Source organism: Acidovorax sp. KNOB132 (assembly GCF_057541515.1).
The window spans coordinates 1-21,305 of the sequence record NZ_BAAJYT010000038.1 but is presented as its reverse complement, the minus strand read 5'-3'; the positions used below and the strand labels follow the sequence as shown (position 1 = coordinate 21,305).

Here is a 21,305-nt window from a genome sequence, read left to right as displayed (position 1 = left end):
AACCGCAGCAACCATCTGCCGCATGACCCCATGTGGTCATGGGCTTGGAGGGATCGTGAAGCCATTCGATGAAATTCTGGCGGCCATTGACTGGTCGCGCATGGCGGTGCCGCAGCCAGACGGCTACGACACCGATGTCATTCTGGCTCTGGCTGGCAGCGGGGCCTCTCCGCTGCGGCCTGCGCCATATCAGCGCCGTCCGCCAGAAGGCTCGCACGCCTTTTGCGGTGGCATGGTGGCGGTGCGCGCCGGTCCGGAGCGGGGCCTGGGGTCGGCCAGCATGGTGCCTGCTGCGTTGGACCACCCGCATCTCGACAAGGCTGCAGCACTTCTTGCGCGATGGCCTGCGGCCCACGCACAGTTTCAGCGCTTGGTGGAGGCCGTGCATCCTTATTGCGATCTGGCACAGGTGCGGCTGGGCCAGTGGGCTTTCGGGTCATCGAGCCATTCGCATGAGGCGGACTTCGGCTGCATCCTGGTGACCGTTGATGACCCGCTGGGCCTGGCGCAGGCTCTGCTTCACGAGATGGCGCACCACAAGCTGCGTGCAATGGGCGTGTCGGTGGAAGTGGCAGACCGGCTGATCGCCAATCCGCCCGATCAACGGTTTGATAGCCCTATACGCAAGGACCGGACGAGACCGATGACGGCGGTGTTCCATGCGCAGTATTCCTTCATGCACGTCACGGCGCTGGATCTGTACATGCTGAAAAAGGCCGACGATCCGCTGGAAGCGACCAAGATACTGATGCTGCTGGCGCGCAACGTGATCCGGATGGAGGCCGGGTACCGGGAGATCGACATGCACCTCAGAACGGATTCGATCGGGCAGACTTTTGTCGAACCCTTCATGCGGTGGTCCCGTCAGGTGCTGGATGATGGCCGCGCTGCGTTGGATGCCCACGGATACACCCTTGCCTGATCCTGCTGCCTGGCGGGCGCCGGCCCTCGGTCTTTTCCGCTCACCGCGGTGATTCGGAGGGCCAGCGCCGGACAGGAGTATGGCGGTTCAGGCAGGCCTGGTCGCTGTCACTGGCGCACCGTCCGATCCTTCCTCTTCGCTGCGCCGGTGCACGATCCGGTACAGCAGCGGCAGCACCAGCAGCGTGAGCGCGGTCGAGGACAGGATGCCGCCGATGACCACCGTCGCCAGCGGCCGCTGCACCTCCGCTCCGGTGCCGGTGGCAATGGCCATGGGTACAAAGCCCAGCGACGCCACCAGCGCCGTCATGAGCACGGGCCGCAATCGGGTGAGCGCCCCCTCCCGGATGGCAGTGTCCAGCGGCATGCCGCCCTCGCGCAGGCCGCGGATGAAGGAGATCATCACCAGCCCGTTCAGCACGGCGACGCCCGACAGCGCGATGAATCCGACCGCGGCCGAGATCGAGATCGGGATGTCGCGCAGCCACAGTGCCACGATGCCGCCGGTGAGGGCGAACGGGATGCCGGTGAAAACGACCAGCCCGTCCTTCACATTGCCGAACATGGCGAACAGCAGCGTGAAGACCAGCAGCAGCGCGACCGGCACGACCACCTGCAGGCGCTGGGTGGCCGACTGCAGATTTTCATACTGGCCGCCCCAGGCGGTCCAGTAGCCCGCCGGGATCTGGACCGCCTGCATGGCCTGTTCCGCCTCGGCCACGAAGGAGCCCAGGTCCCGGCCCCGCACGTTGGCGCTCACGACGATGCGGCGTTTTCCGTCCTCCCGGCTGACCTGGTTGGGACCCGGTGCCAACTGCAGCGTGGCCACTTCGCTCAGCGGGATGAAGCGGGCGCGGGCGTCCGCGGCGTCGCCGCCGCGAGGCAGTGCGACCGGCAGGCGCTGGATGGCCTCCAGGTCGGTCCGGATGTGCTCCGGCAGCCGCACGAGGATGCCGAAGCGCCGGTCGCCTTCGAAAAGGGTGCCGGCCTCGCGCCCGCCCACGGCAATCGACACGGCCTCCTGGACATCGCCCACATTCAGTCCGTAGCGGGCGGTCTTGGCGCGGTCGATGTTCACCGTCAGCACCGGCAGGCCGCTCGTCTGCTCCACCTTGACCTCGGTGGCCCCATCGATTCGGTTGAGCACTTCAGCGACCTTCTGGGCGGTCTGGTCGAGCACGGCCATGTCGTCGCCGAAGATCTTCACCGCCACATCGCTGCGCACGCCGGAGATGAGTTCATTGAACCGCAACTGGATGGGCTGCGAGAACTCGTAGTTGTTGCCCGGCAGTTGCTCCACCTCGGCCTGGATGGCCGCAAGGAGCTGTTCGCGCGACCGGGCCGGTGCAGGCCAAGTGTCCTGCGGCTTGAGCATGATGTAGGCGTCCGAGATGTTGGGCGGCATCGGGTCCGACGCGATCTCGGCCGTTCCTGTGCGGGCAAAAACCCGCTCGATCTCGGGAAACTTCGCCTTCAGCGTGCTCTCCAGCTGCTGCTGCATCGCCACCGACTGCGACAGGCTGGTGCCGGGAATGCGCAACGCCTGCATGGCGAAATCGCCCTCGCCCAGGCTGGGCGCGAACTCGGTGCCCAGGCGCGTCGCCAGCAGGCCGGACAGCAGCACGGCCGCAAGCGCCAGTGCGATGACCACGGGCTTGGCGCCCATGGCGCGGTCCAGCAGCGGCGCGTAGGCGCGGCGGGCCCAGCCCATGAGCCGGTTTTCCTTCTCGCCCACCGTTTTGCCGATGAACAGCGCGACGGCGGCAGGAATGAAGGTGACCGACAGCACCATCGCACCGACCAGCGCGATGACCACCGTGAACGCCATCGGATGGAACAGCTTGCCCTCCACCCCCGTGAGCGCGAAGATCGGCAGGTACACGATCATGATGATGAGTTGGCCGAACAGCAGCGGCCGCCGTGCTTCCTGCGACGCCGCGAATACTTCGTGAAAACGCTCCGCCCGTGTCAGCGGCCGGCCCTTGTGCTGCTGTGCGTGGGCGAGGCGCCGCACGCAGTTCTCCACGATCACCACCGCGCCGTCGATGATGATGCCGAAGTCCAGCGCACCCAGGCTCATCAGGTTGGCACTGACCTTCTGGTTCACCATGCCGGTGAAGGTGAACAGCATCGACAGCGGTATGACCATGGCCGTGATCAACGCCGCGCGGATGTTCCCCAGGAAGAGGAACAGGATCACGATCACCAGCACCGCGCCCTCGAAGAGGTTCTTCTTCACGGTGGCGATGGCCTTGTCCACGAGCACCGTGCGGTCGTACACCGTCACCGCATGCACGCCGGCGGGCAGGGTCCGGTTGATCTCCTTCATCTTGCGGTCCACGGCCTGGGAGACCGTGCGGCTGTTCTCGCCGATGAGCATGAACACCGTGCCCAGCACGACCTCTCGGCCGTTGTCGGTGGCGGCGCCGGTGCGCAGCTCCTGGCCCAGCCCGACCTCGGCCACATCCCTGACGCGCAGCGGCACGCCGCCCGCATTGCCGAGGATGACGTTGCGCAGGTCGTCCATCGACTGCACCTGCCCGGGAGCGCGAATCAGGTATTGCTCTCCGCGGCGCTCGATGTACCCGGCTCCCACGTTCGCGTTGTTGCGTTCGAGCGCGGTGACCAGATCCCCCATCGTGAGGCCATGCGCCAGCAGCTTGTCGGGGCTGGGTGCGATCTGGTACTCCTTGGCATACCCACCGATCGAATTGATCTCGGTCACGCCAGGTACGTTGCGCAGTTGCGGCTTGATGATCCAGTCCTGGATCTCGCGCAGGTCCGTGGAGGTGTAGGGTTGGCCGTCCGGCTTGCGGGCCCCGTCCTGGGCTTCCACCGTCCAAAGGTAGATTTCCCCCAGGCCTGTCGATATGGGGCCGATGACCGGGTGAACGCCCTCCGGCATCTGGCCGCGGGCCGACTGGATGCGCTCGTTCACGAGTTGCCGCGCGAAGTAGATGTCGGTGCCGTCCTGGAAGATCACGGTCACCTGCGACAGCCCGTAGCGTGACAGCGAGCGGGTTTGCTGCAGCCCTGGCAGCCCCGCCATGACGGTCTCCACGGGAAAACTCACACGCTGCTCCACTTCCAGGGGGGAGTAGCCGGGCGCCGCGGTGTTGATCTGCACCTGGACGTTGGTGATGTCCGGAACGGCATCGATGGGCAGCTTCTGGTAGCTGTAGAGGCCCAGGGCTGCCATGCCGAGCACGGCCAGCATCACGAGCCAGCGCTGCGCAATGGAAAATTGAATGACACGTTCAAACATGGGCCACCTTCAGTGCGAGTGCGACGCCGAGCTCTTGCCCTGCTGGGATTTCACGACGAAGCTGCCTGCCGCGGCATAGGCCGTGCCGGCTGCCAACCCTTTGACGATCTCGACCCGCTGGCCATCCGTGCGGCCCAGTTGCACCGCCTGGGCAATGAAGCCGCCTTCGGCCCGGATGAAGACCACGGTCTTGTCATCGACGGTCTGCACCGCATCGGTTCGCACGGTGACCGGCGGTGTCGCTTCGGACGACACCAATTCGACCTCCACGAACAATCCGGGCCGCCAGACCTTCTGGGGATTCGCCACCGCCACGCGGGCCGTGGCCATGCGCGTCTGCGCGCCGATCAGGGCGCCGACATAGGAGACCTCGCCCTCCGCCTTCGCATCGAACGCGGTGGAGCGCACGGTCACCCGTTCGCCCACGCGCACCAACGGCAAGTGTTGCGCGGCCACGCTGATTTCGGCCCACACGGTGGACAGGTCGGATAGGGTGAAGACATTGGCGTCCTCCTTCACGGACTCGCCCAGCGACAGGTGCTTTTCGACCACCATGCCGTCGAAGGGTGCGCGCAGTTCATAGCGGCCCAGGGCCGATGCGGCAGGCGTGGCACCGATGGCAGAGAGCTTCTGCTGTGCATTGGCGACCGCGATCTGCGCTTCGCGCAGAGACTGCTGCGCCTGCAGGTAGTCCTGCTCCGGCGCGATTTTTTCCTCCCACAGCTTCTTCTCGCGCTCGTACGTGGTCCGGGCCAGTTCGGCCCGGCGCTGTGCGGTCTGCAGTTCGCTGCGCTGCTCCGACAGCGCCGGGCTCGACAGCACGGCCAGCACCTGCCCCTTGCGGACCTGTTGTCCGAGCTGGGCCGAGACGCTTTCCACCACGCCCGCCAGCCGCGGCACCACGTGGGCCGTGCGGTCCTCGTTGAATTTGATTTCGCCTGGCAACTGCAGCGTGGCACGGATGCGCGCCGGGCCCGCGGTGTCGATCGCTATGCCGGCGGCCTTGGCCTGCGCCTCCGTCAGGGGAATTTTTCCTTCTGCCTGCTGCAGCGTGAAGGTGTGTGCACGGCATCCTTCTGGATGGAGAGGACGATCTCGGACACATGCGGCTCCTCGATGGCCTGTACGCTCTTCAATCCCTCGCCATCGGCGGTGAACGACAGTGTTTCCCGTTCCCCTCCCGGTCGCGTCAGCGTGGCGGACAACTGGGCGGCATCCGCTTTCACCGGCTTGCCTTGCTCGGAAAGCCAGACTGCGAGATGCGGGGCGCCGCCGTCTTCCGACACTTTTGCCTCGAGGCTGAAGCCGTCTTCCGTGAAGCGCTGGCCCCCATGTGGTCCTTTGGCCGCTTCCTCCTCTGCATGGGCATCCTGGCTGGCGCTGTTCTCACCGGGGGAGCCATGGGACGTTTCCTCCGCGTGGGACGCATGGCCATCTGCCTCGGCATGGCCGCCCGGGGAGGCGGCGGGGCTGCCCCGCAGGATCAGGGCGCCGGCGATCAGCGTGACCACCAGGATGGCGGTCACCACCCACCATTGGCGCTTGCCGGCTTTGCCGGTCGATGGGTTCAGTCGTTGGTTCATGGTGGACTTTCAGCGGGCAAATGAAATGGGGGAGGGCAGGTCGTCGCCGGCGTGCCCCAGCAAGCGGTCCAGGTCGCTGGCGGCGCGGTGCGCGGCGGCCAGGGCGCGCAGCGTCTGCGTGCGCACCTGCAGCAGCGTGCGCTGCGCATCGAGGGCTTCCAGAAAACTGAACTTGCCCAGTTCGAACCCTTTGGTCGCGGCCTGGTAGGCGCTCTCCGCGCCGGGAAGGGCGTCGCGCTGCAGTGTTTCGGCCTCGATGCGCGACGCATGGAGGGTCTCCAATGCCGCCGCCGCTTCGGAGGCCGTGCGCAGTTCGGTGGACAGCAGTTCGTCGCGTGCCTGCTCCTCGCGGCTCAACGCTTCGGCCAGGTTGCCCTGGTTGGTGTCGAAAATGGGCAGGGGAATGGACACGCCCACCACCCACTGGTTTCCGCCCACGTCGGGGCTTCGCTTGCTGCCCAGCGTCACTGCGATGTCAGGCACCCGCTTGGCCTGCTCCAGGGCTGTCAGCGCACTGCGCCGATCAACTTCCAGCCGTGCCTGAACCAAAGAGGGTGCGCCATGCATCCGCTGCTCGATCTCCAGGCTGGACGGTGGGGTGGGCAAGGCATCGAGCTGTCCCACGGCATGGGCGAAGGCGGGCTTCGGATTGCCCCACAGCGCGGCCAATTGCTGCCTTGCGGTTCGCAGGGCGCCCTCGGCCTGCAAACGCTCCACCTGCACGCCGGACTCGGCCACCTTGGCCTTCGTTTCCTCCAGTGGCGACACCTTGCCGGCAGCCACCCGGTTGGCCGCGGCATGCACCGCCCGCTGTGCCAGCGTGACCGAGTCCTGGGCCAGGCGGACGCGCTCCTGCGCGGCCAGGACTTCGAAGAAGGCGGTGATCACGCCCGCGCGAAGCTCTGATCGGCGTGCCAGGGCGGCGGCGGCGGCCTGGTCCCGCGCCCGCTCGGCGGCTGTGATGCGGGCGGCTCGCTTGCCGCCCAGCTCGATCGGCTGGCTGATCTGCACGGTCGTCGTGCGGCGCTCCTGCCGCAGGTCCTCCACCGTGGTCTCCAGCACAGGATTGGGCCGTGCGCCCGCCTGCCGGATGGCAGCATCCGCCGCATCGCGCGCACGCGCCACGGCAGACAGGTCGGGATTGTTCTGCCATGCCAGTGCCACCGCGGTGGCAAGGCTCAAGGGCTCGGACGATTCCACGGTGCGTGGCTGCACCGTGGACGGGGGGGGAAGCGGGGTGGTCTGGCTGTGCGAAAAGACCGGAAATGCCGCGAAAGCCATGGCGGCCAGCGACACAAAATGCCTGTGCATCGAATTCTCCTGGGTTGCAACAACAACGGGCGGATGAATTCGGCGAGAGTTCTCAGCGAAGGGCTGTGATCAAAGAGGGAAGGCCGTGCCGTGTCTCTCGCCGAATCAGGCGAGCGCCGGCCAGGCAGGGCGCGTGGGAATGCCTCCCACGTGGGAGCGATAGGACTCGGTAAAGGACGGGGGCCGGGCGGCGGGCCCGGCCGTGGCCGCTACGTTGGGGGTATGGGCCAGGGGCTGCACCGTGCAGGTGTGGCAGGTCAGGCAATCATTGTCCGGACCTCCCGGCAAAGGGTCCGAGGGCGTATCGGTGTCTTGTGCCGACGCACTGGTGGCGGCGACGTGGTGGTGTTCGTGGTGCCCGAAATGCGAGGCGCTGGCATGGCTTTCGTGCTGGCAATAGCCTGCGGCGGCCGCCCAGCTCAGCTGGAACGGCATCGCGAAAAGCAAAAGGATCATCAGCCAGCGGCGCATCGGGCGGCAGTATATCGGTGGGCCGCAAGGGCCTGGCATGGGGCTGGGCATTGCCCGAAGCCCCCGGGTGTACAGGCGCCTTGCATTGGCATGGGTGCGGAGGCAGGCTCAATGGTCGCCATAGCGCAGCAGGTTGCCCTTGGCGGCGCGCTCGGCCTCCAGGCGCACTTGCTCGCGTGTCAGCGCGCTCGGGGCATTGGCCTCCTTGCGGGGCACCTCCAGGCCCCACTGCATGGCCACCAGGGTGCCGTCGGTGCGGGCGTTGGCCAGCTCCGACAGGACCTGCGCCCGCGACTTTGCCTGGGTGGCATGCTGCGGATGCAGGGTGTAGCCGGCTTCGGTGGGCGCGCTGTGCAAGGTGCTGGCCGCCGAAGCGCTCAAGGGCACCCATGCAGCCGACATGGCGGCGAACAGAAAAACGGCGGGGGAACGGGTCATGGTCAATCTCCTGGGTTGGGCATCCGGCCCGAACCGCCGGACCGGGATGCAGCCGAACGTTGTGCCGGCGTGAAGTCACTGTAAAAACCCAGTCGGCCGATTCACCGACGGCAAGATGACGAATTCGTCATCTTTCAATCGGTCCCCGGGCGATACGATGGCCCGATGCGCATACTGGTCATCGAAGACGAGCCCAAGCTGGGCGATTACGTCAAAAAAAGGCTTGGAAGAAAAACGGCTACGTAGTCGACATTGCCAGGGACGGCATCCAGGGCCGGTACCTCGCCACGCAGGGCGATTACTCGGTCATCCTGCTCGACGTGATGCTGCCCGGGGTGGATGGTTTCGGCGTGCTGGCCGCCATTCGGCAGGGCAAGGACGTGCCCGTATTGATGGTCACGGCCCGCGATCAGGTCGAGGATCGCGTCAGGGGCCTGCAGCAGGGCGCCGACGACTATCTGGTCAAGCCCTTCGCGTTCTCCGAACTGCTGGCGCGGGTGCAGGCCCTGCAGCGCAGGGGGCCGCTGCAGGAGCATACCGTGCTGAAGCTGGCCGACCTGGAGCTTGATCTGGTTGCACGCAAATGCCATCGTGAAGGCGTGCGGATCGACCTGACCGCCAAGGAGTTCGCCTTGCTCGCCTTGCTGATGCGCCGCCAGGGGCGCGTGCTCTCTCGAACGACGCTCGCCGAACAAGTGTGGGACATGCACTTCGACAGCGAAACCAATGTGGTGGAGGTGGCCGTGCGACGCCTGCGCAGCAAGCTGGACGATCCGTTTGCGCGACGGCTCTTGCACACGGTGCGCGGAATGGGTTACGTCTTGGAGGATCGGGAACCGCCATGAGTCCTTTCCCGTCATCGATACAGCGTCGGCTGTCCGTTTGGCTGGCCCTGCAGACGCTGATTGGCCTCAGCGTGCTCTGCGTCTCCGTCTATGTCGTCACGGCGTGGAATTTTCGACAGAAGGCACAGGAAGAACTGGACCAGCAGGCGCGACTGGTATCCCATCTGCTGAACGAGCGCAGCCAAGGGGGCGGGGCGCTGTCCTTGCAGCACAAGCTGGAAGATTACTTTTCCTCCCATGGCAACGTGAGCGTGTCCATCGGCCGCGATGGCGCGCAGTTGTTCAGCTCTACCCCGGCCACTTCGGGCGAATGGGTCTGGGCCGATCACCGGGTGGCGCCGCACGACAGCGGCTCCCCCTTCAACGTGCGCATTGGCATCGACACCACGCAGGACGCGCGCCTTCTGCGCCGGCTGGGCGGGACGCTGGCCTTGGCCGTGGTGCTGGGCACGCTGCTGGTCTCGCTGACGGGGACGCTGCTCGTGCGCCATGGCCTTCGGCCGCTGCACAAGTTGGCGGAGCGAACCGCCCGCATCACGCCGGACGCTGCCAGTGCACCCATCGATCCCCTCGAATTTGCCCAGGAGCTTCGCCCCTGGATCGCGCAATTCAATGCGCTCATGGCCCGGGTCGAACAGGCCTATTCGCAGTCCAAGGCCTTCAATGCCGATGTGGCCCACGAGTTGCGCACGCCCCTGGCGAACCTCATTGCCTCGGCGGAGGTCGAACTGGCCCGCCCCCGCTCCGCCCAGGACATGCAGTCGCTGTTGGTGTCGAACCTGGAAGAGATCCGGCGGCTCTCGGGCATCGTGGCCGACATGTTGTTTCTGTCGCGGGCCGATCGTGGAGAGTCCTTGCGCTCACGGCAGCCGGCCCGCCTTGCAGAGCAAGCCTGCGCCGTGCTGGAGTTCCATGAAGCCTCGCTGGAGGAGGCTGGCTTGCGGGCCACTGTCGTGGGCGACGCCACCGCAGCGGTGGACGTGCCGCTGGTGCGCCGTGCCCTGTCCAACCTGTTGGGCAATGCCATCCGCTATGCGGCGAAGGACTCCACCATTGTTGTGGCCATCCGACCATGGCGCGACGGCGCGGAGATCGCCGTTGAAAATCAGGGACCTGGTATTGCGCCAGAGGCGCTCAGCAGGCTGTTCGAACGCTTTTTCCGGGCAGCATCGGCACGCGATGGTTCGGACCAGCATCACGGCCTGGGATTGGCCATCGTGGACGCCATTGCGCGAATGCATGGCGGAAAAACCTTTGCCAGCAGCACGGCGCAGGTCACGCGCATCGGCTTCACCGTCAGTGCATCGACCACAGAACCGCCCGCAACGTCCTGATTTGCAGGGTTCGACCGGGAGAGGCCTCCCGTTCCCTGCGGCAACCCGGCCCGGGCGCTACACGCCGGCCGCGTGCGCCTGCTGGTCTGCGTGGTAGCTGGAGCGAACCATCGCACCCACCGCCGCGTGGCTGAAACCCATTTCGTAGGCCTTTTCCTCAAACATCTTGAACGTGTCCGGGTGCACATAGCGGCGCACCGGCAGATGGCTGTTGGAGGGCGAGAGGTACTGGCCGATGGTCAGCATGTCGATGTCATGCGCGCGCATGTCGGCCATGACCTGGAGGATCTCCTCGTCCGTCTCGCCCAGGCCCACCATGATGCCGCTCTTGGTCGGAACACCAGGGTGCAGTGCCTTGAATTTCTTGAGCAGGTTCAGGCTGAACTGGTAGTCGCTGCCGGGCCGGGCTTCTTTGTACAGGCGTGGCGCCGTCTCCAGGTTGTGGTTCATCACGTCGGGTGGCGCGGCCTTGAGGATCTCCAGCGCGCGGTCATCCCGTCCGCGGAAGTCTGGCACGAGGATCTCGATCTGGGTGTTGGGGGAGAGCGTGCGGATGTGCTGGATGCACTCCACGAAGTGCCCGCTGCCGCCATCGCGCAGATCGTCGCGGTCCACACTGGTGATCACCACGTACTTCAGCCGCAGCTGTGCGATGGTCTTGGCCAGGTTCAGCGGCTCGTCCTTGTCCAGCGGGTCGGGCCGGCCATGCCCCACGTCGCAGAACGGGCAGCGGCGCGTGCACTTGTCGCCCATGATCATGAACGTGGCCGTTCCCTTGCCGAAGCATTCGCCAATGTTGGGGCAACTGGCTTCCTCGCACACCGTGTGCAGCTTGTTCTCGCGCAGGATGTCCTTGATCTCGTAGAAGCGCGTGGTAGGGCTGCCTGCCTTCACCCGTATCCACTCGGGCTTCTTGAGCACTTCGCCTTGCTCGACCTTGATCGGAATGCGCGACAGCTTGGCGGCTGCCTTCTGCTTTGCCAGCGGGTTGTAGGCAGCGGTGGTTTGCGCTTCGCGCACGACTTCAGGAGTGCTCATGGCAGGGTAGTGGTCAGGGGGCCAGGCGAATGGCGAGCTGCTGGCTCAGCACTTCGGCGGCTTCTTCCCAGGTGGTGTGGACCCCGATTGTAGAAAGGTCCACCGTTTGCAACCCTGCGTAGCCACAAGGGTTGATGCGCGAGAAGGGTTCCAGGTCCATGTCCACGTTGAGTGCCACGCCGTGGTAGGTGCAATGGCGCGACACCTTGATGCCCAATGCGGCAATCTTGCCCAGCCCGGTGAAGTCAGGGGCGTCATGGGCTTGCGTGGCTGGCAGACCCTCGGCCTTGCGTGGCCGCTGTGGCAGTTGGGCATGGCCTCCCGGGTCATCCAGGCGCACGTAGATGCCCGGGGCCCCGCCCACGCGGTGCCCGGTGATGCCGAAATGGGCCAGCGTCCGGATTACCGCTTCTTCGATGCGGTAGACGTATTCCTTGACGAAATAACCGGCGCGCTGCAGATCCAGCAACGGATAGGCCACGACCTGCCCCGGGCCATGGAAAGTCACCTGCCCGCCCCGATTGGTGGCGACGATGGGAATGTCGCCAGAGGCCAGCACATGGTCGGCCTTGCCGGCCAGCCCCTGCGTGTAGAGGGGCGGGTGCTGGCAGATCCACAGCGCATCGGGAGTCTGGGACGTACGCTCCTGCGTGAAAGCCTGCATGCCCTGCAGCGTCTCCCGATAGTCCACGAGGCCCAGGTGGCGAATCTCCATGGGATTTAGAGCACCACCTTGACCATCGGATGCGAGGACAGCGCCCGGTACAGGTCATCGAGTTGTTCGCGGCTGGTGGCTGTGATCGTGATGGTGACGCCCAGGTAGTTGCCGGCGCGGCTGTCGCGCAGTTCGATGGTCGACGCGTCGAAGGTCGGGTCGAAGCGGTGCGCCAGTTCCGTCACCGCGTGGACGAATCCATCCACTTTCTGGCCCATGACCTTGATGGGGAACGACGAGGGGTACTCGATGAGCGAATCCTTGCGGGGATCGGTCGCGGACGGGACGTCTGATGGGAGCACGGAAGGGGGCTGTGTCATGGCGATGGTCTATAAACGGCGGGCTTTGTGCCATTTTGAACGGGTTCGGGGCCGGCAATCTTTCGGCCGAAGTCTGCACCGCGATAGGGCGGTTCACGTTGGCCGGTCACCACAACGGAGCGCGCGTGCGCACACTTTCATACCGGCCTGAGAGGTCATTGCCGGATGAAAGTGGTTTTTACTTATAATCAGGGGCTTTGTGAAAGTTTCGGTCTGTAAAGTGGGCGTCATTCCTCAATGAAAACAAACGCTCCCGACCACGAAACTGAGGCTGAAGATTCCGACTTCAAGCCCCTGTCAGCTGAAGAGGCTGCGCAGTGGCGCCTCCGGCATCCGCGGATCTCCGTGTGGCGAATCGTCTGGGGTCAGGCGTTCGTCGGAGCGCTGGCTGCCCTGGTGGCATGGCTGGTTTCCGGCAAGCCCACTGTGGCTTGGTCCACGGGGTATGGCGCACTGGCGGTGGTGATTCCCGCGGCCTTGTTCGCGCGGGGCATGGCCCGGCATCAAACTTCCGCGGGAGGTGCGATGGCTGGCCTGTTCGGGTGGGAGTTGGTCAAGATTGCAATGACCGTTGCCATGCTGGCGGCGGCGCCCCGGCTGGTTCCGGGGCTGAGTTGGCTGGCATTGCTGGCCGGCATGGTAGTGACGATGAAAACGTACTGGATCGCCCTCATGGTGCGGCCCGGTGTCCGAAAAACCGATTGATATTGATAGAAGAGTTGTCCGATGGCCGCAGAAGCGCATGCACCGACTGCCAGTGAATACATCGTTCACCACTTGCAGCATCTCCAGAACATCAAGCAGAAGTCCATTGTCGATTTCTCCGTGGTGAACTTCGATTCCGTGATCGTGGGTTTGGTTCTCGGTTTCATCGCACTTTTTGTCTTCTGGCGTGCCGCCCGCACGGCCACCTCCGGCGTGCCGGGTCGCTTCCAGGCTGCAGTGGAGATCCTGGTCGAGATGGTGGACAACCAGGCCAAGGCCAACATCCACAACGCCGAAAGCCGCAAGTTCATCGCTCCCCTGGCGCTGACCGTGTTCGTCTGGATCTTCCTGATGAATGCCATGGACATGCTGCCGGTCGATCTGCTGCCCGCGATCTGGGCCCAGATCTACGGTGCCGCCGGCCATGATCCGCACCATGCCTACCTGCGCGTGGTGCCCACCGCCGATCTCTCCACCACCCTCGGTCTGTCGTTCGCAGTGCTGGTGCTTTGCCTGTACTACAGCGTGAAGATCAAGGGCCTGGGCGGCTGGGCGCATGAGCTGGTCACCGCGCCGTTCGGCACCAGCAAGAATCCCGTCTTCGCCCTGATCCTGGGCGTGGTCAATCTGCTCATGCAGATCATTGAATACATTGCCAAGACCGTGTCGCATGGCATGCGGCTGTTCGGCAACATGTACGCTGGTGAGTTGGTGTTCATGCTGATTGCCCTGATGGGCGGTGCTGCTGCCATGTCGCTTTCCGGTGTGTTGCTCCCTCTGGGGCACATCATTGCAGGCTCGATCTGGGCGATCTTCCACATCCTGGTGATCACCCTGCAGGCCTTCATTTTCATGATGCTTGCGCTGATCTATCTCGGCCAGGCGCATGAAGCTCACTGATCCTTTCCCTTTCTTTTTCAACCTTCCTTTCTTTTCATCCTAGGAGTCATCATGGAAAACGTTCTCGGTCTCGTCGCTCTGGCTTGTGGTCTGATCGTGGGTCTCGGCGCTATCGGCGCTTCGATCGGCATCGCACTGATGGGTGGCAAGTACCTCGAAGCGTCCGCTCGCCAGCCTGAGCTGATCAATGAACTGCAAACCAAGATGTTCATCTTGGCCGGTCTGATCGACGCCGCCTTCCTGATCGGCGTGGCCATCGCTCTGCTGTTCGCTTTCGCCAACCCCTTCGTCCTGGCCTAAGCTCCGTTCAACGCCCAACTAGAAAGGTGTTGCCGTGAGTATCAACGCGACCCTGTTCGTTCAGGCCATCGTCTTTCTGATCCTGGTGCTGTTCACGATGAAGTTCGTGTGGCCCCCGATCGCGAAGGCACTGGACGAGCGAGCCCAGAAAATCGCCGATGGCCTCGCTGCCGCCGACCGTGCCAAATCCGAATTGACCGCTGTGAACCAGCGCGTCGAGAAGGAACTGGCCCAGACGCGCAACGAAACGGCATCGCGTATTGCGGACGCCGAGCGCCGCGCTCAGGCCATCATCGACGAGGCCAAGGCCCGTGCGACCGAGGAAGGCAACAAGATCGTCGCCGCTGCCCGTGCAGATGCCGAGCAGCAGTCGATCCAGGCCCGTGAAGCCCTGCGCGAGCAGGTCGCTGCGCTGGCCGTCAAGGGCGCCGAGCAGATTCTCCGCAAGGAAGTCAATGCTGGCGTCCACGCCGACCTGCTGAACCGCCTGAAGACCGAGCTGTAAGGAGCGCGCACATGGCAGAACTCGCCACCATTGCCCGCCCTTACGCGGAAGCCCTGTTCAAGGCCAGCACGTCCCAGCCGGGTGCCGACCTGAACGGCACCGTGGCCTGGGTGGAAGAAGTGGCGGCGATTGCCGCCAATCCTCAGCTGCGCCAACTGGCGGACAACCCCAAGGTGACCTCCGAACAGGTGTTCGACGTCATCACAGGCGTGGTTCGTGGCGCGCTGCCCGAGGCAGCCCGCAACTTCCTGCGCGTCATCATCGAGAACGGCCGTGTGGACGCGCTTCCCGAGGTGGCGGCCCAGTTCCGCGCGCTGGTGAATCGGCGCAACGGCTCTTCCGATGCCGTGGTATTCAGTGCTTTTGCGCTGGACGCCGCCGCGTTGGCCGGCCTGGACGCGGTGCTTGAAAAGCGCTTCGGCCGCAAGCTGAATGTCTCGGTACAGGTGGACGAATCCCTGATCGGCGGCGTTCGCGTAGTCGTGGGAGACGAGGTGCTCGACACCTCCGTCAAAGCCCGTCTGGAACAAATGAAAGCGGCCCTCACTGCGTAAGCGGCTTGAGGTCTCGGCTAACCAAAGAAAGAAGGAAAGAGTCATGCAACTCAATCCCGCAGAAATTTCTGAACTGATCAAGAGCCGCATCGAAGGTCTGGCAGCCAGCAGCGACATCCGCAACCAGGGCACCGTGGTGTCCGTGTCCGACGGTATCGTGCGCGTGCACGGCCTGTCCGACGTGATGCAGGGCGAAATGCTGGAGTTCCCCGCCAACAAGGACGGTGCGCCTTCCTACGGCCTGGCGCTGAACCTCGAGCGCGACTCCGTCGGCGCCGTGATTCTGGGCGAGTACGAGCACATCTCCGAAGGCGACACCGTCAAGTGCACGGGCCGCATTCTGGAAGTGCCCGTGGGCCCCGAACTCGTGGGCCGCGTGGTGAACGCGCTGGGCCAGCCGATCGACGGCAAGGGTCCCATCAACGCCAAGCTCACCGACGTGATCGAAAAGGTCGCTCCGGGCGTGATCGCCCGTAAATCGGTGGACCAGCCCCTGCAGACCGGCCTGAAGTCCATCGACTCCATGGTGCCCGTGGGCCGTGGACAGCGCGAGCTGATCATCGGTGACCGCCAGACCGGCAAGACGGCCGTCGCCATCGACGCCATCATTGCCCAGAAGGGCCAGGGCGTGACGTGTATCTACGTCGCCATCGGTCAGAAGGCATCGTCCATCAAGAACGTCGTGCGCTCGCTGGAGCAAGCCGGCGCGATGGAATACACGATCGTGGTGGCCGCTTCGGCTTCCGAGTCCGCCGCCATGCAATACGTGTCGGCCTACTCCGGTTGCACGATGGGCGAGTACTTCCGCGACCGCGGCGAAGACGCGCTGATCGTCTATGACGACCTGTCCAAGCAAGCCGTGGCCTACCGCCAGGTTTCGCTGCTGCTGCGCCGCCCGCCAGGCCGCGAAGCCTACCCCGGCGACGTGTTCTATCTCCACAGCCGCCTGCTGGAGCGTGCCGCCCGCGTGAACGCCGACTACGTCGAAGCCTTCACCAAGGGTGAAGTCAAGGGCAAGACCGGTTCGCTGACCGCACTGCCGATCATCGAAACGCAGGCCGGCGACGTGTCCGCCTTCGTTCCGACCAACGTGATCTCGATCACGGACGGCCAGATCTTCCTGGAAACCAGCCTGTTCAACGCCGGTATCCGCCCCGCCATCAACGCCGGTATTTCCGTGTCGCGCGTCGGTGGTGCGGCCCAGACCAAGATCATCAAGAGCCTGTCCGGCGGTATCCGTACCGACCTGGCCCAGTACCGGGAACTGGCTGCGTTCGCGCAGTTCGCTTCCGACCTGGACGAAGCCACCCGCAAGCAGCTGGACCGCGGTGCCCGCGTGACCGAACTGCTCAAGCAAGCCCAGTACAGCCCGCTGCCCATCTCCCTGATGGGTGCGACGCTGTTCGCAGTGAACAAGGGCTTCATGGACGACATCGAAGTCAAGAAGGTGCTCGAGTTCGAACACGGCCTGCACCAGTTCCTGAAGTCCAGCCACGGCCCTCTGCTGGCCAAGCTGGAACAGGCGAAGGCCATGGACAAGGACGCTGAAGCCGAATTGACCGCCGCCATCGGCGCGTTCAAGAAGTCGTTCGCCTAAACCGAACGAGGAATCATCATGGCAGCAGGCAAGGAAATACGCGGCAAGATCAAATCGGTGGAAAACACCAAGAAGATCACCAAGGCCATGGAAATGGTGGCCGCGTCCAAGATGCGCAAGGCGCAAGAGCGGATGCGCTCGGCCCGTCCTTACAGCGAGAAGATCCGCAACATCGCCGCCAACCTCGGCAAGGCCAACCCGGAGTACGTTCATCCTTTCATGAAGGAAAACGATGCCAAGGTGGCCGGTGTCATCGTGGTGACGACCGACAAGGGCCTGTGTGGCGGCATGAACACCAACGTGTTGCGTGCCGTGACCACCAAGCTGCGCGAGTTGCAGTCTGCTGGCGTGTCCACCGAGGCCGTGGCCATTGGCAACAAGGGCCTGGGTTTCCTGAACCGCGTCGGTGCCAAGGTGGTTTCGCATGTCACCGGTCTGGGCGACACCCCGCATCTGGACAAGCTGATCGGTCCCGTGAAGGTGCTGCTCGACGCTTATGCCGAAGGCAAGATCAACGCGGTGTACCTGGGGTACACCAAGTTCATCAACACCATGCGGCAGGAGTCGGTGGTGGAGCGTCTGCTCCCCCTGTCTTCCTCGCAGATGGAAGCGGAGAAGACGGAGCACGGCTGGGACTACATCTATGAGCCCGATGCGCAGAGCGTCATCGACGAGCTGCTGCTGCGCTATGTCGAATCCCTGATCTACCAGGCCGTGGCAGAAAACATGGCCTCCGAGCAGTCCGCGCGCATGGTGGCCATGAAGGCTGCCACCGACAACGCAGGCAGCGTCATCGGCGAGTTGAAGCTGGTCTACAACAAAAACGCGCCAGGCAGCGATCACGAAAGAGCTTTCGGAAATCGTGTCCGGCGCTGCTGCTGTGTAAACAGACAGCTCAACCCACATTTATTTGGAGCAAAAAATGGCTCAAGTGCAAGGCAAGATTGTTCAATGTATCGGCGCCGTGGTGGACGTGGAGTTCCCGCGCGACCAGATGCCCAAGATTTACGACGCCCTGAAGCTCGACGGTTCCACCCTGACGCTGGAAGTGCAGCAGCAGCTGGGCGACGGCATTGTGCGCACCATCGCCCTGGGCTCGTCCGATGGCCTGCGCCGCGGCATCGTGGTGACCAACACCGGCAACCCCATCACCGTGCCCGTGGGCAAGGCGACCCTGGGCCGCATCATGGACGTGCTGGGCGCGCCAATCGACGAGCGCGGTCCGGTCAGCCAGGACCTCACGGCCTCCATCCACCGCAAGGCCCCCGCGTACGACGAACTGTCGCCTTCGCAGGAGCTGCTGGAAACCGGCATCAAGGTGATCGACCTGGTGTGCCCGTTCGCCAAGGGCGGCAAGGTGGGCCTGTTCGGCGGCGCCGGCGTGGGCAAGACCGTGAACATGATGGAACTCATCAACAACATCGCCAAGGCCCACAGCGGTCTGTCGGTGTTTGCAGGGGTGGGCGAGCGGACCCGTGAAGGGAACGACTTCTATCACGAGATGGCCGATTCCGGCGTGGTGAATCTCGAGAAGCTCGAAGAGTCCAAGGTGGCCATGGTCTACGGCCAGATGAACGAGCCCCCAGGCAACCGCCTGCGTGTCGCGCTGACCGGTCTGACGATCGCCGAGTCGTTCCGCGACGAAGGCCGCGACGTGCTGTTCTTCGTGGACAACATCTACCGCTACACGCTGGCCGGTACCGAAGTGTCCGCCCTGCTGGGCCGCATGCCTTCCGCCGTGGGCTACCAGCCTACGCTGGCCGAAGAAATGGGCCGCCTGCAAGAGCGCATCACCTCCACCAAGGTGGGCTCGATCACCTCCATCCAGGCCGTGTACGTGCCAGCGGATGACTTGACCGACCCATCGCCCGCCACGACGTTCGCCCACTTGGACTCCACCGTGGTGCTGTCGCGTGACATCGCTTCGTTGGGTATCTACCCTGCCGTGGACCCGCTGGACTCCACCAGCCGCCAGCTCGACCCGCAAGTCGTGGGCGAAGAGCACTATGCGGTGGCCCGCGGTGTGCAAGGCACGCTGCAGCGCTACAAGGAACTGCGCGACATCATCGCCATTCTGGGCATGGACGAACTGGCTCCCGAGGACAAGCTGGCCGTGGCCCGCGCCCGGAAGATCCAGCGTTTCCTGTCGCAGCCGTTCCACGTGGCCGAAGTGTTCACGGGCTCGCCCGGCAAGTACGTGCCCCTGTCCGAAACCATCCGTGGTTTCAAGATGATCGTGGCCGGCGAGTGCGATCACCTGCCCGAGCAGGCGTTCTACATGGTCGGCACGATCGACGAAGCCTTCGAAAAGGCCAAAAAGGTCGCGTAAGGCGGCGCGATCGGCGGCCTGCCATGGGTGAGCGTGCCGTGCGGGTGCTTCCAGGCACCTGCGGCGCGCCGACCGAGCAGACTGCCGATCTCCAGCTTTCCCGACTTTTGGAAGGAACCCCATGAACACCATTCACGTCGATGTCGTCAGCGCCGAAGAGTCCATCTTCTCCGGCGAAGCGCGGTTCGTCGCTCTGCCCGGCGAAGCCGGTGAACTGGGCATCTACCCCCGCCACACCCCGCTGATCACCCGCATCAAGCCCGGCTCGGTGCGCATCGAGATGGCCGATGGCGGCGAAGAGTTCGTCTTCGTGGCCGGTGGCATTCTGGAAGTGCAGCCCCACCGCGTGACGGTGCTGTCCGATACCGCGGTGCGCGGCAAGGACCTGGATGACGAGAAGGCCAACCAGGCCAAGGCCGCGGCCGAAGAAGCCGTCAAGAACGCCAAGAGCGAACTCGACCTGGCCAAGGCGCAATCGGAACTGGCCGTGATGGCCGCGCAGATCGCTGCGCTGCGCAAGTTCCGCCAAAAGCGCTGACCGAACGAACGGCCTGCCTGCCGTCTGCGACAAAGCCGCCCTCGGGCGGCTTTTTTCATGGCCGCGATGAATGAGGCAACAAGGGCCGTGCAGGCGGGCTCGGGGCGGGCGGCCGGGGTGCCACCCGCATGGTAGGCGCCGGCTGACACGGGCATGCGGCGTTCCGCACCCGGGCGAAAGAGGGGTGGGCGATAGCATTCGGCATGCAAGCGCACACAGCACTTCCTTCTACGCACGGCGCATTGGGCGACGGGGTCAGACAGGTCGCCCGTAGGCGCTTCTCCCTTTTCGCGAAAGACACCGGACATGGCGCGCGGTGACGTCGATCTGATCGTCGCGCGCCCCGAAGGCCTGTACTGCACCGCGGGCGATTTCTACATCGACCCCTGGCGGCCGGTGGAGCGGGCAGTCATCACGCACGGCCATTCGGACCATGCGCGCATGGGCCACGCCCATTACCTTGCCCACACCGACAGCGAGGGCGTCCTGCGGGCCCGGCTGGGCGCCGACATCGCCTTGCAGACGCTGGCCTATGGCGAGGCCATCGAACACCACGGCGTGCGCCTGTCGCTGCACCCCGCCGGCCATGTGCTGGGGTCCGCCCAGGTGCGGCTGGAGCACGGCGGGCGGGTGTGGGTCGCCTCGGGCGACTACAAGACCGAGGCCGACGGCACCTGCACCCCGTTCGAGCCGGTGCGCTGCGACACCTTCATCACCGAATCCACTTTCGGCCTGCCCATCTACCGCTGGCCCACGCAGCCGGTGCTGTTCGCCGACATCGATGCCTGGTGGCGCGCCAATGCCGCGCAGGGCCGGCCTTCGGTGCTGCTGTGCTATGCCTTCGGCAAGGCGCAGCGCATCCTGCACGGCGTGGACCGCAGCATCGGGCCGATCGTGGTGCATGGCGCAGTGGAGCCGCTCAACGCCGTGTACCGCGCGGCCGGCGTGGACCTGCCGCCCACCTTCCGCGTGACTGACCCGGGGGTGGATGCCCAAATGCTCAAGACCGCGCTGGTTCTGGCCCCACCGTCCGCCCAGGGCACACCCTGGATGCGCCGCTTCGCCCGCCATGCCGATGCATTCGCCAGCGGCTGGATGCAGTTGCGCGGCACGCGCCGGCGCCGGGGCGTGGACCGGGGGTTCGTGATGTCGGACCATGCGGACTGGCCCGGCCTGCAGCGGGCGATCGGGGCCACCGGGGCCGAACGCGTTTTCGTGACCCATGGCAGCGTGGCGGTGCTGGTGCGCTGGCTGTGCGAACAGGGGCTGGATGCGCAATCGTTCCACACGGAATACGGCGATGAGGACGACCAGGAGGCCGCCCCCGCACCGGCCGTGCCGGTGCCAGCGCAGGCCGATGAGGCCGTGGACGCAGCCCGTGCCGCGCAGGTCTCCACGCCCGCGATCGCCCAGCCCGGTGGAGACGCATCCCCGGTAATCGACGGTGCGCCGTCTGCCCCGCCACCGTCCGATGCCAGCGCCCCCGCTGCGCAGGCCGGCGAAGGCCCAGGCGATGGGGCCGCAGCCGCCCAGGCCGCGGCGCCGGACGGCGTGCCCGGTGCTCCGAGGCCCCGTCCCAGGGCCGATCGAAACGCGCCGCCGCGGCCACCGATCCCGATCAAGGCCGCCTCACGGA

The 21,305-nt window shown here is 65.1% G+C and carries 18 protein-coding genes and 4 pseudogenes; 13 read left to right on the top strand and 9 right to left on the bottom strand.

Annotation, left to right across the window (positions count from 1 at the left end; all coding sequences use genetic code 11):
• Window positions 1-55 precede the first annotated feature (55 nt).
• Entirely contained in the window at window positions 56-922 is an 867-nt protein-coding gene (locus AC27IO_RS08415; protein WP_498738378.1) for an aKG-HExxH-type peptide beta-hydroxylase, read from the top strand.
• Window positions 923-1,009: 87 nt separating this feature from the next.
• Here the strand turns inward: AC27IO_RS08415 and AC27IO_RS08410 are convergent, their stop codons facing one another.
• The 6 genes and pseudogenes from AC27IO_RS08410 to AC27IO_RS08385 form a co-directional block, all read right to left on the bottom strand.
• Window positions 1,010-4,186 carry a CusA/CzcA family heavy metal efflux RND transporter gene (locus AC27IO_RS08410; protein WP_498738376.1) on the bottom strand — a complete coding sequence of 1,059 codons (3,177 nt, stop codon included), beginning with the start codon at window positions 4,184-4,186 and terminating at the stop codon, window positions 1,010-1,012.
• A 9-nt stretch (window positions 4,187-4,195) separates the two neighbouring features.
• Window positions 4,196-5,233 (bottom strand): annotated as a pseudogene (locus tag AC27IO_RS08405) (efflux RND transporter periplasmic adaptor subunit); the annotation flags it as partial.
• A complete protein-coding gene (locus AC27IO_RS08400; protein ID WP_498738374.1) occupies window positions 5,206-5,769 on the bottom strand; it encodes a hypothetical protein in 564 nt (187 codons plus the stop codon). The gene AC27IO_RS08400 and the pseudogene AC27IO_RS08405, both read right to left, overlap by 28 nt.
• A 9-nt stretch (window positions 5,770-5,778) precedes the next feature.
• A complete protein-coding gene (locus AC27IO_RS08395; protein WP_317353606.1) occupies window positions 5,779-7,080 on the bottom strand; it encodes a TolC family protein in 1,302 nt (433 codons plus the stop codon).
• A 105-nt stretch (window positions 7,081-7,185) separates the two neighbouring features.
• Window positions 7,186-7,551: a cation efflux protein, CzcI family gene (gene czcI / locus AC27IO_RS08390; RefSeq protein ID WP_498738371.1), complete on the bottom strand. Its 366-nt coding sequence runs from the start codon at window positions 7,549-7,551 to the stop codon at window positions 7,186-7,188.
• A 108-nt stretch (window positions 7,552-7,659) separates the two neighbouring features.
• Window positions 7,660-7,989, bottom strand: coding sequence for a DUF4148 domain-containing protein (locus AC27IO_RS08385; protein ID WP_498738369.1), 330 nt, complete (start codon window positions 7,987-7,989; stop codon window positions 7,660-7,662).
• A 165-nt stretch (window positions 7,990-8,154) separates the two neighbouring features.
• On the opposite strand from AC27IO_RS08385, the pseudogene AC27IO_RS08380 reads away from it, so the two are divergent.
• Together AC27IO_RS08380 and AC27IO_RS08375 are read left to right on the top strand one after the other, a co-directional pair.
• Window positions 8,155-8,834: pseudogene (locus AC27IO_RS08380) on the top strand (heavy metal response regulator transcription factor).
• Entirely contained in the window at window positions 8,831-10,168 is a 1,338-nt protein-coding gene (locus AC27IO_RS08375) for a heavy metal sensor histidine kinase (protein WP_498738367.1), read from the top strand. The pseudogene AC27IO_RS08380 and the gene AC27IO_RS08375 overlap by 4 nt, the downstream one beginning before the upstream one ends.
• Before the next feature lie 57 nt (window positions 10,169-10,225).
• On the opposite strand, the gene lipA is transcribed toward AC27IO_RS08375, so the two are convergent.
• The 3 genes from lipA to AC27IO_RS08360 are packed head-to-tail and all read right to left on the bottom strand — an operon-like array spanning window position 10,226 to window position 12,241.
• Complete coding sequence (lipA, locus tag AC27IO_RS08370; RefSeq protein WP_284430974.1) at window positions 10,226-11,206, bottom strand: lipoyl synthase; 981 nt, start codon at window positions 11,204-11,206, stop codon at window positions 10,226-10,228.
• Between the two features lie 13 nt (window positions 11,207-11,219).
• Window positions 11,220-11,921 (bottom strand): lipoyl(octanoyl) transferase LipB, encoded by a 702-nt coding sequence (lipB, locus tag AC27IO_RS08365; RefSeq protein ID WP_284430975.1) that lies wholly within the window; start codon window positions 11,919-11,921, stop codon window positions 11,220-11,222.
• Window positions 11,922-11,926: 5 nt separating this feature from the next.
• A complete protein-coding gene (locus tag AC27IO_RS08360; RefSeq protein WP_317353625.1) occupies window positions 11,927-12,241 on the bottom strand; it encodes a YbeD family protein in 315 nt (104 codons plus the stop codon).
• Between the two features lie 237 nt (window positions 12,242-12,478).
• Between AC27IO_RS08360 and AC27IO_RS08355 the strand changes: the two genes are divergently transcribed.
• From AC27IO_RS08355 to AC27IO_RS08310, 10 genes and pseudogenes are all read left to right on the top strand, one after another.
• Window positions 12,479-12,946 carry an ATP synthase subunit I gene (locus AC27IO_RS08355; RefSeq protein ID WP_284430977.1) on the top strand — a complete coding sequence of 156 codons (468 nt, stop codon included), beginning with the start codon at window positions 12,479-12,481 and terminating at the stop codon, window positions 12,944-12,946.
• 21 nt (window positions 12,947-12,967) lie between these two features.
• Window positions 12,968-13,846 carry a F0F1 ATP synthase subunit A gene (gene atpB / locus AC27IO_RS08350; RefSeq protein ID WP_092745138.1) on the top strand — a complete coding sequence of 293 codons (879 nt, stop codon included), beginning with the start codon at window positions 12,968-12,970 and terminating at the stop codon, window positions 13,844-13,846.
• 51 nt (window positions 13,847-13,897) lie between these two features.
• Window positions 13,898-14,146 (top strand): F0F1 ATP synthase subunit C, encoded by a 249-nt coding sequence (gene atpE, locus AC27IO_RS08345; RefSeq protein ID WP_092745139.1) that lies wholly within the window; start codon window positions 13,898-13,900, stop codon window positions 14,144-14,146.
• A 34-nt stretch (window positions 14,147-14,180) separates the two neighbouring features.
• Window positions 14,181-14,651 (top strand): F0F1 ATP synthase subunit B, encoded by a 471-nt coding sequence (locus AC27IO_RS08340; RefSeq protein WP_272565779.1) that lies wholly within the window; start codon window positions 14,181-14,183, stop codon window positions 14,649-14,651.
• An 11-nt stretch (window positions 14,652-14,662) separates the two neighbouring features.
• Window positions 14,663-15,205, top strand: coding sequence for a F0F1 ATP synthase subunit delta (locus tag AC27IO_RS08335; RefSeq protein WP_272565778.1), 543 nt, complete (start codon window positions 14,663-14,665; stop codon window positions 15,203-15,205).
• Between the two features lie 43 nt (window positions 15,206-15,248).
• A complete protein-coding gene (gene atpA, locus AC27IO_RS08330) occupies window positions 15,249-16,802 on the top strand; it encodes a F0F1 ATP synthase subunit alpha (protein WP_272565775.1) in 1,554 nt (517 codons plus the stop codon).
• Between the two features lie 18 nt (window positions 16,803-16,820).
• A pseudogene (gene atpG / locus AC27IO_RS08325) lies at window positions 16,821-17,688 on the top strand (F0F1 ATP synthase subunit gamma).
• A gap of 36 nt (window positions 17,689-17,724) precedes the next feature.
• Window positions 17,725-19,131, top strand: a complete 1,407-nt coding sequence (gene atpD, locus AC27IO_RS08320; protein WP_272565773.1) for a F0F1 ATP synthase subunit beta — start codon at window positions 17,725-17,727, stop codon at window positions 19,129-19,131.
• A 121-nt stretch (window positions 19,132-19,252) separates the two neighbouring features.
• Window positions 19,253-19,669 carry a F0F1 ATP synthase subunit epsilon gene (locus tag AC27IO_RS08315; protein WP_092745245.1) on the top strand — a complete coding sequence of 139 codons (417 nt, stop codon included), beginning with the start codon at window positions 19,253-19,255 and terminating at the stop codon, window positions 19,667-19,669.
• Between the two features lie 306 nt (window positions 19,670-19,975).
• Window positions 19,976-21,019 (top strand): annotated as a pseudogene (locus AC27IO_RS08310) (ligase-associated DNA damage response exonuclease); the annotation flags it as partial.
• Window positions 21,020-21,305: the final 286 nt, after the last annotated feature.

Coding starts and splice junctions, on each gene's coding strand:
- AC27IO_RS08410 (WP_498738376.1), bottom strand. CDS start 4,186: ATGTTTGAACGTGTCATTCAATTTTCCATTGCGCAGCGCTGGCTCGTG.
- AC27IO_RS08400 (WP_498738374.1), bottom strand. CDS start 5,769: ATGAACCAACGACTGAACCCATCGACCGGCAAAGCCGGCAAGCGCCAA.
- AC27IO_RS08395 (WP_317353606.1), bottom strand. CDS start 7,080: ATGCACAGGCATTTTGTGTCGCTGGCCGCCATGGCTTTCGCGGCATTT.
- czcI (WP_498738371.1), bottom strand. CDS start 7,551: ATGCGCCGCTGGCTGATGATCCTTTTGCTTTTCGCGATGCCGTTCCAG.
- AC27IO_RS08385 (WP_498738369.1), bottom strand. CDS start 7,989: ATGACCCGTTCCCCCGCCGTTTTTCTGTTCGCCGCCATGTCGGCTGCA.
- AC27IO_RS08375 (WP_498738367.1), top strand. CDS start 8,831: ATGAGTCCTTTCCCGTCATCGATACAGCGTCGGCTGTCCGTTTGGCTG.
- lipA (WP_284430974.1), bottom strand. CDS start 11,206: ATGAGCACTCCTGAAGTCGTGCGCGAAGCGCAAACCACCGCTGCCTAC.
- lipB (WP_284430975.1), bottom strand. CDS start 11,921: ATGGAGATTCGCCACCTGGGCCTCGTGGACTATCGGGAGACGCTGCAG.
- AC27IO_RS08360 (WP_317353625.1), bottom strand. CDS start 12,241: ATGACACAGCCCCCTTCCGTGCTCCCATCAGACGTCCCGTCCGCGACC.
- AC27IO_RS08355 (WP_284430977.1), top strand. CDS start 12,479: ATGAAAACAAACGCTCCCGACCACGAAACTGAGGCTGAAGATTCCGAC.
- atpB (WP_092745138.1), top strand. CDS start 12,968: ATGGCCGCAGAAGCGCATGCACCGACTGCCAGTGAATACATCGTTCAC.
- atpE (WP_092745139.1), top strand. CDS start 13,898: ATGGAAAACGTTCTCGGTCTCGTCGCTCTGGCTTGTGGTCTGATCGTG.
- AC27IO_RS08335 (WP_272565778.1), top strand. CDS start 14,663: ATGGCAGAACTCGCCACCATTGCCCGCCCTTACGCGGAAGCCCTGTTC.
- atpA (WP_272565775.1), top strand. CDS start 15,249: ATGCAACTCAATCCCGCAGAAATTTCTGAACTGATCAAGAGCCGCATC.
- atpD (WP_272565773.1), top strand. CDS start 17,725: ATGGCTCAAGTGCAAGGCAAGATTGTTCAATGTATCGGCGCCGTGGTG.
- AC27IO_RS08315 (WP_092745245.1), top strand. CDS start 19,253: ATGAACACCATTCACGTCGATGTCGTCAGCGCCGAAGAGTCCATCTTC.